Annotated in this window: 13 protein-coding genes; 3 read left to right on the top strand and 10 right to left on the bottom strand. The window is 63.1% G+C overall.

The window, feature by feature from the left end; genetic code table 11:
- Positions 1–42 precede the first annotated feature (42 nt).
- On the top strand, positions 43–651 hold the full coding sequence (locus tag GL300_RS09015; protein ID WP_155039300.1) for a hypothetical protein: 609 nt from the start codon (positions 43–45) through the stop codon (positions 649–651).
- On the top strand, positions 648–1,940 hold the full coding sequence (locus GL300_RS09010) for a hypothetical protein (RefSeq protein ID WP_155039299.1): 1,293 nt from the start codon (positions 648–650) through the stop codon (positions 1,938–1,940). Before GL300_RS09015 ends, GL300_RS09010 begins: the two co-directional genes overlap by 4 nt.
- Positions 1,941–1,947: 7 nt before the next feature.
- On the opposite strand, the gene GL300_RS09005 is transcribed toward GL300_RS09010, so the two are convergent.
- From GL300_RS09005 to GL300_RS08960, 10 genes are all read right to left on the bottom strand, one after another.
- Complete coding sequence (locus tag GL300_RS09005) at positions 1,948–2,331, bottom strand: RidA family protein (protein WP_155039298.1); 384 nt, start codon at positions 2,329–2,331, stop codon at positions 1,948–1,950.
- Positions 2,332–2,359: 28 nt separating this feature from the next.
- On the bottom strand, positions 2,360–3,556 hold the full coding sequence (locus tag GL300_RS09000; RefSeq protein ID WP_155039297.1) for an NAD(P)/FAD-dependent oxidoreductase: 1,197 nt from the start codon (positions 3,554–3,556) through the stop codon (positions 2,360–2,362).
- Between the two features lie 33 nt (positions 3,557–3,589).
- Complete coding sequence (locus tag GL300_RS08995) at positions 3,590–4,207, bottom strand: TetR family transcriptional regulator C-terminal domain-containing protein (RefSeq protein WP_155039296.1); 618 nt, start codon at positions 4,205–4,207, stop codon at positions 3,590–3,592.
- 96 nt (positions 4,208–4,303) lie between these two features.
- The gene (locus tag GL300_RS08990) at positions 4,304–5,314 is read right to left on the bottom strand and encodes an ABC transporter substrate-binding protein (RefSeq protein ID WP_155039295.1); all 1,011 of its coding nucleotides are present in this window, start codon (positions 5,312–5,314) and stop codon (positions 4,304–4,306) included.
- Positions 5,315–5,347: 33 nt separating this feature from the next.
- Positions 5,348–6,727, bottom strand: coding sequence for an FAD-binding oxidoreductase (locus GL300_RS08985; protein ID WP_155039294.1), 1,380 nt, complete (start codon positions 6,725–6,727; stop codon positions 5,348–5,350).
- Complete coding sequence (locus tag GL300_RS08980) at positions 6,721–7,908, bottom strand: amidohydrolase family protein (RefSeq protein WP_155039483.1); 1,188 nt, start codon at positions 7,906–7,908, stop codon at positions 6,721–6,723. Before GL300_RS08980 ends, GL300_RS08985 begins: the two co-directional genes overlap by 7 nt.
- A gap of 5 nt (positions 7,909–7,913) precedes the next feature.
- A complete protein-coding gene (locus GL300_RS08975) occupies positions 7,914–8,780 on the bottom strand; it encodes an ABC transporter permease (protein ID WP_211594998.1) in 867 nt (288 codons plus the stop codon).
- Complete coding sequence (locus GL300_RS08970; protein WP_155039293.1) at positions 8,761–9,534, bottom strand: ABC transporter ATP-binding protein; 774 nt, start codon at positions 9,532–9,534, stop codon at positions 8,761–8,763. The genes GL300_RS08975 and GL300_RS08970 overlap by 20 nt, the downstream gene beginning before the upstream one ends.
- 4 nt (positions 9,535–9,538) lie before the next feature.
- A complete protein-coding gene (locus GL300_RS08965) occupies positions 9,539–10,339 on the bottom strand; it encodes a creatininase family protein (protein ID WP_155039292.1) in 801 nt (266 codons plus the stop codon).
- A 249-nt stretch (positions 10,340–10,588) separates the two neighbouring features.
- Positions 10,589–12,961 (bottom strand): transketolase, encoded by a 2,373-nt coding sequence (locus GL300_RS08960; RefSeq protein ID WP_155039291.1) that lies wholly within the window; start codon positions 12,959–12,961, stop codon positions 10,589–10,591.
- A gap of 117 nt (positions 12,962–13,078) precedes the next feature.
- On the opposite strand from GL300_RS08960, the gene GL300_RS08955 reads away from it, so the two are divergent.
- Positions 13,079–13,546 carry an Lrp/AsnC family transcriptional regulator gene (locus GL300_RS08955; protein ID WP_155039290.1) on the top strand — a complete coding sequence of 156 codons (468 nt, stop codon included), beginning with the start codon at positions 13,079–13,081 and terminating at the stop codon, positions 13,544–13,546.
- Positions 13,547–13,563 lie beyond the last annotated feature (17 nt).

The raw sequence follows: 13,563 nt of genomic DNA, 5'->3' as shown, positions 1-13,563 counted from the left end.
TCGGCACGACAATTCGCACTTTGCATATGCAGAGAGGGCAGAATGAAGTCGATCCATCCGCATCTGTTTCTGGTTGCGACATTCCTGAATCTGGCGGCGATCAAGACGGCTGCACTGCTTCTGCCTGATCGCTTCTATTTCACCTTCTCGTCATTCCTGTTCGATGAGCGCTCGGTGCTCAGGCTGCAGTCGCTCGTGATCAAGTTTGCGCTGCCCTTTGTGGTGGCCTTTGCGCTCGCCGCGTTGATCTATCAGGCGCGGATCGCCCAGACTGCATTACGGGGGTCCGCGGCGATGCTCGACCGGCTGGTCGATGAGCAGTTGGACCTGACCCTGACATATGCGGCCTTTCTCTCGGCGCTGCTGATGGCCTGGCCCTATATCCTGATGTGGGACCTGCTGATCGACCCGGCTTTAGCCCCGCAGCGACTTCTGTTTCTCATCGCCTATTTTATCTATTTCGCGGGCTATGCGCTATTCGCGCGGGCGGGCGCGGAGGCGGCCGAAGCCGTCATGACGCGTTCGGCAGAATGGCCGCCTTTGACCTTGGCAACCGTCGCCGATCACCCGCTGATGCGCCCGATCCTCAGCTCGATCGGTGCGGCGTTCACCGCCGGAGTGGCCGCGTTTCTCATCTCGGGGTCGAAGTGAGGCGGGCGCTCTGGCGTCTGTTCGCGCCGGTGGTGATTGCGCTGGCGCTTGCCATAGCGCTTGCGCCGTTTCTGTATCTTGGCGCTTCGGACGCCGATGAGGTTGCAAAGGGCATGACGCTGTCTCCGGCCGAACGCCTTGCGGTCGTTTCGATGCATCGTGTCGGGTTGGTCCGGTTGATGGAGCCGGAGGAAGGAGGGCCGGACGACCCTTGGTCCTTCGTCGATACCGGTGCGGTTGCCCGTTGTGGACGCACGCCGCTGGCGATCGGCATCGCCACCGCCGAGGGCTACGCGCGTCCGGCGTGGCGGCGTGACCTTGAACTGTCTATCGCCCGATTGTGGCGCGACATTTCGGGAAACTGGCCAGACTGGTCCTATGGGATCGGTCAGATCCGTCTTTCGACGGCGAGGGTCGCGGTTACCGCTGCCGCCATGCGCTACATGGGACCGAACGGTCCGCTTCTGCCCGCGATGCCCGACGACGACGCATTGATGGCGATGCTTGCCGATCCCTGTGACAACCTGTTCCTTGCACGGCTTGTTCTTGATCTGGAGGTCGCGCCGGGCAAGTCCGACAAAGAGGCGGCGCGGCTTTATCGCGGCGGTGACGAGCCGGCCGGACTTCTGGCCGGAGTGGGCTACAAGGATCTGGTCGCCCGTGTTGCTGCCGCGATACGGGTCCTTGGCGACGGCGGCATCCCGGTCCAGGTGGCCCTGAAAGGGGGGTATTCCGAGGAAACCGAAATCCCGTCGCTGCATCTGGTCGAACGCTTTGCCGATGGGGACGGGCCGGTTCCGATCGTCTGCTTCAGACGGGCCAAGCTTGATGCGGGGGGACCGGCAGTGCCCTACGCGGTCTTTCCTGTGCCCGATCCGTCGCTGGGTGACAGTCCCGAGCGGCAGTTCGACGTGGACCCCATGACGCGACCGGCTGGTGGTAGTTTTGCGGGGGTGATCCCGGAAGGGGCCACTCTTGCCGTCACGCTTGTCGAGGACGAACCAGGTGACCTTGCGCTGCTGGCGGCTGCCGCCGACGCCGCCCGCGGCCTTGCGGCCAGTGGTCTTGACGTAACGGGGCCGTGGCAGCGGGTGACCTTCGCGGCGGCCTCAGACGCGCCCCCCTATGACGGCTGCGAGGTCGTCGTCTCGGTCATGCCACCACCGGAGGCTTTCTTCGCCGCCTGGGGGCCGGTGCTTGAAGCCGCGATCAATGCATCGCGTGAAGGCCAAGAAAACAGCGAAGGAGGTTTTGCGCCCAGCGATGAACCTTCGACTCAGGAGCCGTGAATTCGGCTTAGCGAGAGGCGAGCGCTTCGATCTCGATCAGAAATTCGGGGCGGGTGAAGCCGGAAACGATCAGCAGGGTCGAGGCAGGCTTTACCGGCAGCCCAGCCAGCACGCGGTCGCGGACCGCCATATAGGGCGCCATGTCCTCGCGGCGAGTGACATAGGTGGAAAAGCGCAGCACATGGCTGAAATCCAGACCCGCTTCGGCCAGAATGGCGGCGATATTGGTAAAGCACAGTTCGGCCTGCGCCTCGATCCCGGCGGGCACCGAGCCATCCGCGGCAAGCGCCAGCTGGCCTGATGTGACCACCAGCGTCTCTGTTCCGATCCCGTGGGAATAGTTTCCAAACGGCGGGGCGATCGAGGCGGGCAGAAGCGGGGTCAGGGTCATTGCGGTCCTTGGCTTGCGGAGATGGGGATCAGAGCAGGGTTTTCAGATCGAAACCGGGGTCGCGCAATTGATCGGGCAGGGGTGAGCGATCTGCTTCGATCAAGCGCTTGCCGATCATGTAGGCGCGGGGGTCGTTCATCGCGTCTACGGCGATCAGCCTGTCGCTTGCGAAATACCAATGCGATTGCCCTGTCGCCCCCGGTCGGGTGATCACGCTGTCATGGCCGTCACTTAGCCCGGCAATCTGCAGCTTGATGTCATGCTGATCCGACCAGAACCAAGGCTTGGGATGGTAATCCTGCTCGGCCCCCAGAATGTTGGCAGCGACGGTCTCGGCCTGATCAATGGCGTTCTGGACGCATTCCAGCCTGATCATCCTGCCATGGCAGGGCAGGCGGGTGCAGTCGCCTGCAGCCCATATCCGCGGGTCCGAGGTCCGACCCTGCGCGTCGACGACAATGCCGCCATCACAAGCCAGCCCGGCATCCGACGCCAATTCGTCATTGGCCAGAACCCCGATACCCAAAATCACGAAGTCGATCTCACGGTGGCTGCCATCGGAGAGTTCCGCGCGAACGGGCGCACCGGGATGCAGCGCGGTCAGGCCGGTCCCCTCCAATATCTCGACGCCATGGCCGCGATGCAGGTCGCGGAAAAAAGCTGCGGTTTCTTCGCCCGCGACGCGTTGCAGAATGCGCGGCGCAGCCTCGATCAGGATGACATCCAGACCCTGCCGACGACAGACAGCCGCAGCCTCAAGCCCTATATACCCGCCGCCCACGATCAGCACACGCCGTCCGGGGCGCAGTTCGGGTGCCAGACGGTCGATATCGGCAAGCCCGCGCAGCGCATGGACCTGTGCCAGATCTCCGCCCGCTGCGGCAGGCAGAAGTCGCGGGCGCGTGCCGGTAGTCAGGACAAGATGGTCGTAAATCAGCCATTCCCCGTCCAGATCGACACGATGCCGATCACGGTCTATGGCGACGGCGCGGCGACCGCGCCGCAAGGTGATGCCCTGTTCGGTGTAAAAGCGCTCGGGGCGCAGGAACAGGTTCTCGCGCGTCATTTCACCCAGCAGGTATTTCTTCGACAGCGGCGGGCGCTGATAGGGGGGCGCGTCCTCGTCCCCGACCAGCGTAATGGGCCCGTCATGGCCCAGATTGCGCAAGCGCGCGGCCAGTGCGGCGCCGGCCTGACCGGCACCAAGGATCAGGACATGGGTCAAGGCGTCCTCCGTCTTGCGGGGTGAGGAACTGGTTCAGTCCAGAAGACCGCAGCGGCCCAGAAACAGCGCGGTTGCCTCTTCGACGATGCGGGTTTCGTCCAGAAGCGTCGGCGCGGGCCTGTCCATCAACATGCGGACCTGGGTTTCGTATTCGGCGTAATGCTGGGTCACCGCCCAAAGGTTCATCTGAAACAGCAGGGGATCGAGCGGACGGATACGTCCGGTATCGATCCAACCCTGAATGATGGCCGTGGCCTCATCCACGGATTGTCGCAACGGACCCCAATGCCGCGCCATTTCAGGAGCGCCGCGAGCGATCTCGCGCGCGAAGAAGCGCGCGACTTCGGGGTGATGCAATGCATGGCGTATCTTGCGCCGGACATAGTCGGCGATGACGATGCGGGGGTCGTCCGGCGCCGAGGTGGACAGAAAGAAGATCTCTTTCCAGCGGGTCACGATGTCACCCAGAACCTGCTGATAAAGATCCTCTTTCGAGGTGATGTAATAATGCAGTTGCGCCTTGGTGATACCGGCGGCCTGAGCAATGGCCTGGGTCGACGTCCCCGAAAGGCCATTGCGTGCGAATTCGACCACAGCCGCATCGCGGATGCTGTCGTGGATCGCTTCCCGCCTTTGTTTCGCGCTGGACATGGCTCTCCTGCTGTCTGACCTGCGGGACGCGGGGGAGCGTCCCGACAGATGGTGTTCATGGTCTGGGCGGCAGCGATTGTCGCTGCCCGCGGGCAATCAATGACCGGCCAGCGTCTTGCGGATGTCCAGACCGGTCCCCTTGTTGACGAAGCGCAGGTCGGCGACCTTGGCAAGGTCAACCGCGCCCTCGTCGATCAATCCGGCCGAGACGGCAAGCTTCTGGAAGGCGGCAAGGCGGTCCTCACTCATCGCGCCGATACCTTTTTCCAGCGTATCGCCACTGTCAACGATGCCCAGATCGATCATCTGTTGCACCTCGGCATCCAGCTTGGCCTTGGTCATCTCCGGGTTGGCGGCCATGATCGCGTCATAGGCCTTGCTGCGGTCGCCATAGAGGAAGTTGTACCAGCCCTCGATCGAGGCATTGACGAAGCGCTCCACCAGCTCGGGGTTTTCCTCGATCAGCTGCTGGCGGGTCTCGATGGTGCTGGCATAGGTCGACCAACCCTGATCGGCCAGCAGGAACACATCGACCGGCGCGCCTTGCTCGGCGGCGTAAAGCGGCTCGGCTGTGGCATAGGATTGCTGGACCATCTGCTTGTCCTGCAGGAACTGCGCAAGGTTGTAGTTATAGGGGCGGACCTGCTCGTCACGGAAACCATGGGCGTCGACCATCCATTTCCAGTACGAAAACTGCCCGTCCTTGGCCAGCAGCACGCTGGGCGCCTTGGCGAGATCGGCAAAGCTTGCATAGCTGCCCTTATGCGCCATCAGCGCCTGCGGGTCCTTCTGATAGATTGCCGCGACCACCGTTGTCGGAATGCCGTTGCGCACGTTGTCAAAGGACAGAAGCAGGTTGCCGCCCATCAGGAAGTCCAGCCTTCCCGCCGGAAGCATGGGCCGGTTGTTGACCTGCGGACCGCCGGGAACGATTTCGACCTCAAGGCCATATTTCTCATAAGTGCCATCGGCGACGGCCTGATAATAGCCGCCATGGCCGCCTTGGGCCAACCAGTTGGTGCCGAACTTCACCTTGTCCAGGGCAAATGCGGTGGTCGAGATGACCGAGGCTGCCAGCGCCAGCATCAGGGTCTTGCCGTTGATCATGGGACTCTCCTGTCGGTATTCTTGGTTATTGGTTCATTCGGCCAGCGCCATTTCAGGCGTCCAGCCGCGGGTTTTGCCGGGGTTCATCAGGCCGTAAGGATCGGCCTGCTTCTTGAAGGCGATCTGGGTGTCGTCGATGGTTTTCATGCCGCCATCCTCGATCGTGTAGACATGCGGATCGAAGATGGTGCAGCCATCCGCCTCAAGCTCGCGGATCAGCGCGTACATCTCGTCCTTGCCGCGATAGCGCACCAGCGGCAGGGCAAAGATCTGCACGCGGCCCTGTTCGCGGGCCATCTCGTGATGCCAGAACAGTTCGTCGCCATGTCGCTGCATCTGGCGCAGGACCAGCGCGGGGTCGAAGGGGTGGGGATAGGCGACCTGCAGATAGGTCCAGCCCTTGTCGATCTTCAGCGCTTGCAGCGTGGTGTGGTTCCAGCCCAGCTCATAGGCCGGTTGCAGGCCCTGCTGGTGGATTTCCTCCTTGGTCAGGGCAAATGTCACCGTGCCGCCGCCGTTCTCGACCTCGGCGCGGAAGCGCGAGAGATCGGCGGGCGCGACCATGGCGAAGACCGCGTCGCGATCCGCCGGGAAATGATCCTTGAGCTTGCGGTAATAGGCCGAGAAACGGCGCTCGACACAGGTCAGCAGGTAAAGGTCCAGACCCTGATCCTGCACCCCGGTCGCAAAATCCAAGGCGGCGTCATAGCCGTCGAACAAGGCCGCGACATGCACCCACTCGGTCGCGGGCGTCAGGCCAAGGCCGACCTCGACCAGGATGCCGTTCGTGCCATAGGCGTGCTGGATCTTGTTGATCGCCTCGCCATGCAGTTCGATGATCTGCGGCTCGGGTTCGACGGTGACGATCCGGGCATAGGTCACGTTGTCATTGTCGCGCAGCATGCCGTTGCGAAACGATCCGATGCCGCCCGAGCCGCCCGCAATGAAGCCACCGATGGTCGCCAGCGTCCGGGTCGAGGGATACATCAGAAGTTCCTGCCCGGTCTCATGCACGGCGTCGTCAAGCCGCGAGATCCTTGCCCCGGCTTCAACCCGGACATGGCCCGGCGTGATCTCGATCACCTTGTCGAGCCGCGTCATGTCCAGGATCACGCCGCCATCCAGCGGCACGCATTGGCCGTAATTGCCGGTGCCGCCACCGCGAATGGTCACGGGCAGACGGTGGCGGGCAGCAGCAGATGCCACGCGGAACACTTCCTCCTGCGAGGTCGGGATCACGACAAGCTCGCCCCGGCAATCCTCAAGCTGCTCGTTCAGGATCGGGCTGTACCAGAAATAATCGCGCGAGCGCAGTTCGAGGGTCTTTTCATCGTCATGGACGCGGATTCCGTCCATTTCGGCCTTGAACGCGGCAAGGGCGGCGGCGCGCGGCGGGCGTGCTTCGGTCAGCATGGGATGGCTCCGTTCAGGGGGGCAATGGGATTGCCGTCGCGCCAGACCGTGCGGCCTGCTGTCGGACGGCTGGCCAGTTCATCGGCGTTGTTGACGGCGAAATGGATGAAATCTGCGGCTGCGCCCTCAGTGAGGGGCGCGGCACCACCGGACCAGCCAGCGGGCAGCGTCGTCACGGCGTCCAGCCAGTCCTCGGGCTCAAGATGGCCCAGCAGCACGGCCAGTCGCCACGCATCGGCGGGGTCGTAATCGCCATGCGGGAAAAAGCCATCGCAGACATTGTCCGAGCCGAACATGACCTGCATGCCCGCCGCACGGGCCTCGCGGATCGGGGCGATGCCGCGCAGGCGCGGGGTACGCTCGCCCGTTGCGTCCTGCAACCATGCATTGCAGGCAGGCAGGGCGACCAGCCCCAGACCAGCCGCCGCCGCACGGTCAAGCAGCTGCCCGACCTCGTCCGCCGGGCGCACCGACAATGCGCAGGCATGACCGCAAAGCACCCGACCTGCAAGGCCGCGACGCTCGGTTTCGGTCAGGATGGCGTCGAAGCCCTGCGCCAAGGGATCGGTGCCCTCGTCGACGTGGAAATCAAGGGGCAGATCGAAACGCTCGGCCAGATCGAAGACCCGCGCCACGCCCTCGGCCAAATTGTCATTGCGATAGACAAAGGCGCCCAGCACGCCGCCCGAGGTCGCAATCCGGCGGGCAATCGCCTCTCCATGCGTGGCGAATGCGTCAAGCGGTGTCAACGAGGCCAGTTCCAGCTTGATCCGCCCCTGCCATTCCTGCGCCAGATCGCCCAGCACCTGCCATGCGGCGGGGGGGCGGTCGTCATGCCAGTCGATATGGCTGCGCATGCGCCCGGTGCCATGGGCAAAGGCACGGGACAGGGCCAGTTGGGCGCGCTGCCGGATGTCCTCGGGCGTCCAGTTCGGCACATCCTGGGCCATCATCTCGATCGCGTCATGCAACGATCCGGCGCGGCGCGGCATCCGCTGCAGCGTGTAGGTCTTATCCAGATGCACATGCGGATCGGCGAAAAGCGGGGTGATCAGCCCACCCCCGTTCCGCCCCGAGGGGCGTAGCCCCGCGATCCGGCCATCCGCGACACTCAGGTCCCAGTGCCCCGCGCGACCGGCCAGCCGGACGCCCTGCAGATCGGTGACGATACGTTGCAGCATGCTGGTCATCGCGTCCGCTTGATCTCGCTCTCATGCCAGTGACCCAGCACGGCGGTCGACAACCAGGACGTGACCAGAAAAATCACGATCCCCAGTGCCGAGACCAGAAATAGCGCGGCAAACATCAGCGGGATTTCGTTGCGGAAGCTGGATTCCAGAATGCGCGAGGCAAGACCGGTATTCTGGCCTGCGGTGCCCGCGACAAACTCCGCCACCACCGCGCCAATCAGCGCAAGCCCGCCCGCGATCTTCAACGCGGCCATGAAATAGGGCAGGGCAGAGGGGATCAGCAGGTAGCGCAGGCGCTGCAACGGCGTCGCACGGTAAAGCGTGAACAGATCGCGCAGGTTGTGATCCGCGCTGCGCAGGCCGATGGCGGTGTTCGACAGGATCGGAAAGAACGCAACGATCCATGCGCAGATCAACAATGCCCAGAACGTATCTGGCACATAGATCAGGATCAGGGGCGCGATGGCCACGATCGGCGTCACCTGCAGGATCACGGCAAAGGGGAACAGGCTCATCTCGATCGGGCGGGAAAGGGCAAAGATCATGCCCAATGCCACCCCGCCCGAGATGGCCAGCGCCAAGGACATCAGCGTCAGCTTGACCGTGAACCAGGCGCTGCCCATCAGCGAGCCGAAGTTTTCGACCAGGGTCCGGGCGATCAGGCTGGGGGCCGGGATCAGATAATGCGGGACCTCGTTATACCAGACCAGAAACTCCCACATCAGCAGCGCAAACGAGATGGCACAGACCGGCAGCAGCAGTCGCAAACGGCGTTCCTGCCGCGCGCGGCGCAATGCGGGGTCGGCGGACGGGGCCGTGGGCGTGATCGCGACGGGCATGCTTTCAGTGGTTGATGTCGACATGGTCCATGGTCCCTTCCAGTGCCTCGGTGACGATGCGGCAGGTCTCGGCATAGCGGGCAGTCGTTCGGTAATGCTCATCCCGCGGCCCCTCGGGCATCGGCAAGTCATGGACGACCCGGCCCGGACGCGAGCCCATGACGACGACCCGGCTGGACAGGTAGACGCTTTCGAATACCGAATGGGTGACAAAGACCACCGTCAGACCCTGCTTGCGCCATAGCTCCAGCACATCGTTGTTCAGCTTGAAGCGGGTCATTTCGTCCAGCGCGGCGAATGGCTCGTCCATCAGCAGCAGTCGGGGCTTTGTCACCATCGCCCGCGCGATCGAGACGCGCATTTTCATGCCCCCCGACAATTCGCGCGGATAGGAGCTGGCAAATTTTGTCAGCCCGACCATTCCAAGCGCCTCTTCGACCTGCGCGCGCGCCTCGGCCCGGCCCAGGCCCCGCAGCTTGAGAGGCAGCATCACATTGTCGAAGACCGTGGCCCAGGGCATCAACGTCGCGTCCTGAAAGACGAAGCTGACATCGCCGCCATCGCCTGCCTCGCGGCCATTCACGGTGATCGTCCCGCCGCTTGGTTCAAGCAGTCCCGCAATCATCCGCAAAGCGGTGGATTTCCCGCAGCCCGAGGGGCCAAGAAAGCTGACGAATTCGCCTTCGCGGATGCTCAGGTTCATGTCGCGCAGGGCCAGCGTTCCATTGCCGAAACGCTTTTCGACATGGGACAGGGTGATCTGGGCTGGCTGTGTCATTGGCTCACCATTCGGGGGTAGCATCGAGCCATGACAGCGGCGTCCGGTCGATGTCGTGGAAAATGTCGATCAGCCGACCTGTGGCGTGGTCCAGCGTGGCATGGCCCTTGTCGGCGTTGGCAAGATGCGCCTCGCCGCAGGCACCGGCCGGATTCAGGTCGTGAATCATCCAACCCGGCCGCGCCGGCCCGGAAAGCGCGATCGAGGGATGGGTCTCGCGCAGGTCCTGCAGTCGCGACCGGAAATTCCGGGCCCGGTCCATGCGGACATTGTCGGGGTCCAAGGCCAGCATGACCGAGGTTTCCATATCGCCCGCATGGATGCCGTGACCCAGTTCGACGGGCGAATAGAGACCCTCGGGCATACCCGCTGCGTACCAGTTGAGCGAGAACACCATCATCTGCTGCGACACACGCAATTCGCGCGCGACGATGTCCATTGCCGGGACATTGCCGCCATGCCCGTTCAGCAGCACCAGTTTGCGCACGCCCGCACGGGCCACGCAGGTGCCGATTTCGGACCAGACCCGGATCAGCGTTTCAGGCGACAGCGTCAAAGTGCCGGGAAAGGCCAGATGTTCGTTGCTTTTGGTGACAGCCTGGGTCGGCAGGAAGACCACCGGGCTTTCCTCTGGCAGATCTCGGGCCAGCCGGGTGCAGATGCCATCCACCGAACAGGTATCGACCGACATCGGCAGATGCGGTCCGTGCTGCTCGATTGCGCCCAAAGGCAGCACGGCGATCAGCCTGGACCGATCAAGCTGCGAAAACTCAAGGCTCGAATGGTCCGCCCAGTAACGTTTCATCTGTCCCCCATGCTGCGCCGCGAAAGACAGGCTTCGTGGCGTCCTGCCAATTTTCATACCATTTGATCATACCAATTGGTATGAAAATTGCGAGCAGACCATCAGGATTTTTCCGAAGCTTGTTTTCGATGCAGATCTGTCCGGAAAATGCCCTGTTCTGGCGTAAGCCAAGGCAAGCGCCTGATGCCGGAAAACCGAAACCCCGCACCGATGGGCGCGGGGCTGGCAGGGTCGGAAAATTCGATGCCTTCAGGCCGAACGGGCGCTGATCCATGCCCCCGGCGTCAGACCTGCGACCCGGTCCACGATGCTTTGCGCATCAATCCCGAAATGGCGATAAAGATCGCCGATGGTCCCGGTCTGGCCGAAATGCTCGACCCCAAGCGAGATCGTCCGATGCCCATGGACCGAGCCCAGCCAAGACAGCGTCGCGGGATGACCGTCGATCACCGTGACAAGGCTGCAATCCCGCGACAGCGGCCGCAACAGGCGCTCGACATGGCTGATGGCGCGTGGATTGCCACGGGCGCGGACGCGCTGCGCCGCATTCCAGCCCGCATTCAGCCGATCCGCCGAGGTGACGGCCAGCACGCCCACATCGCGGCGCGCCTCGGCAATCATGCCGGCGGCGGCGATGGCCTCGGGGGCGACGACGCCCTGATATGCAATGACCACCTCGCAGTTGGGTCCGGGCGGGCGCAACCAATAGGCGCCGTCGATCGCACCCTGAACAAAGGCGTCATCATGGCGGCGACCCGGCTGTTCAATCGGGTTGGTCGAAAGGCGCAGATAGACCGCTCCGCCGGTTTCGTCGCGCAGCCAGGTCCGCTCGCACAGGTCCGGCTTGCCCTCGCGCTGCATGTAGTCGAAGGCCCAGCGGGTGATCACTGCCAACTCATCGGCAAAGGCCGGCTCAAAGGCCGCAAGCCCGTCCTGCGCCATGCCGATCAGCGGCGTCGCAATGGACTGATGCGCGCCGCCCTCGGGGGCAAGCGTGATGCCCGAAGGCGTCCCCACGATCATGAAGCGGGCATCCTGATAGCAGGCGTAGTTCATCGCATCGAGACCGCGGCAGACGAAGGGGTCATAGACCGTGCCCACCGGCAGAAGCCGTTTGCCAAACAGCGAATGCGACAGACCTGCCGCCGCCAGCAGCAGGAACAGGTTCATCTCGGCAATGCCCAGCTCGACATGCTGGCCCTGCGGGGCGAAATCCCATTTTGCGGTCGAGGCAATGTTTCGTGCCCGAAACATGTCGTTGCGCGCATCCCTTGCGAACAGCTTGCGGCGGTTGACCCAGGGCCCAAGCCCGGTCGTGCCGGTCACGTCGGGTGACGTGGTCATGATCCGCTCGGCCAGGTCGCTGTCGCCACGGGCCAGATCGTCAAGGATCTTGGCGAATGCCTGCTGGGTCGAGATCTTGCGCTCGGCAGGTGGTTCGATCGCAGGAACGGAAATGCGTGCGTCGGCAAAGCGGCGATTACCGGCGGCAAAGAAAGGCACCTTGTCCAGAAAGGCGCGCAGCGTGGTGGGGTCCGCGACACCTGCCATCGGCTCCCACTCCTGACCCACCGGAACGCGCATTCGGCTTTGCCAGTCGGTCATCTGGGCCTTGGTCATCAGGCCGCCGTGATTGTCCTTGTGACCGGCAATCGGCGTGCCCCAGCCCTTGATCGTATAAGCAAGAAAGCAGGTGGGGCGGTCGTGGTCGATCGCGGCAAAGGTTTCGGCCATGGTATCGACGCAATTGCCGCCAAGATTCTCCATCAGGGCCGCAAGCTCATCATCATCGCGCCGCTTGATCAGCGCGCTGACCGGCCCCTGATCGCCAAGGTCGTTCATCAACTGCTCGCGCCAGACTGCGCCACCCTGAAAGGTCAGTGCCGAATAAAGGTCGTTCGGGCAATCGTCGATCCATCGCCGCAACTGCTCGCCGCCGGGCTCGGCAAAGGCCGCGCGCTGAAGCCGCCCGTATTTGACCCGAACCACATCCCAGCCAAAGGCCGAAAAGACGCCCTCGATCCGCTCCCAAAGCCCCTCATGCACCACCCCGTCCAGCGACTGGCGGTTGTAGTCCACGATCCACCAAGTGTTGCGCAGGCCGTGCTTCCAGCCTTCTTGCAGGCATTCGTGGATATTGCCCTCGTCCAGCTCCGCATCGCCCATCAGCGCGATCATCCGGCCCATCGGCCGATCCTGACCCCATGACTTCGCCGCAATGTAATCCTGCACCATTGACGCGAAAGAGGTGATCGCCACCCCCAAGCCCACCGAGCCGGTCGAGAAATCCACGTCATCCACGTCCTTGGTCCGGCTGGGATAGCTTTGCACCCCGCCATAACCGCGGAAATCCTGCATCTTCTCGCGCGAGATATTGCCCATCAGGTAATGCATCGCGTGAAAGACCGGCCCGGCATGGGGTTTCACGGCCACGCGGTCCTCGGGCCGCAGTGCCGAGAAGTAAAGCGCTGTCATGATCGACACCATCGAGGCCGACGAAGCCTGATGGCCGCCGATCTTGATGCCGTCCTGCTTGGGCCGGATGTGGTTGGCCTGATGGATCATCCAATGCGATAGCCAAAGCAGGCGCTGCTCGATGGTCTTCAGATGTGATTGTGCCATGGCGTTCCTTTCGCGGATGCCTTCGACTTTAACACCCGGCCCACGCATTTTTTCGCTGTTTCCGGCCAATGCCGCGCCTATTCTTGGCGGAAAGCTGTGCAAATATGGAAATGACTTATGACAAACGTCCAGATCGACGGGATTGATGCAAGAATCCTGCGGCATTTGCATAAAAGCGGGCGTGCCTCCGTGCAGGAGATCAGCGATCAGGTGGGCCTAAGCCCTTCGCCAGTCGCGCGCCGCATCCGCGCGCTGGAAGAAAGCGGCGTCATCACCGGTTACGCCGCGCTGCTGGATGAGACCGCCCTTGGCTATGGGGTATCGGTCTTTGTCTCGGTCCAGCTTGATCGGCAGGTTGATGAGGCGCTGGCCAAGTTCGAAACCGCCGTGCGCGCCTTTCCCGAAGTTGTGGATTGCTGGCTGATGACCGGCAGCCGCGATTATCTGCTGCGCGTGGTCACCGCCAGTCTGGCTGACTTCGAGAGCTTTCTGACGGGACGGCTGACGCGGGTTCCCGGTGTTTCGACGATCGAGAGTTCGATCCCATTGCGTCGCGTGAAAGGCGGCATATCAAGGATGCCGTAAATTATTATTTTATGTGA

It is taken from the genome of Paracoccus litorisediminis, assembly GCF_009711205.1.
GTDB lineage: Bacteria > Pseudomonadota > Alphaproteobacteria > Rhodobacterales > Rhodobacteraceae > Paracoccus > Paracoccus litorisediminis.
This window is presented reverse-complemented; position numbering and strand designations above follow the sequence as displayed.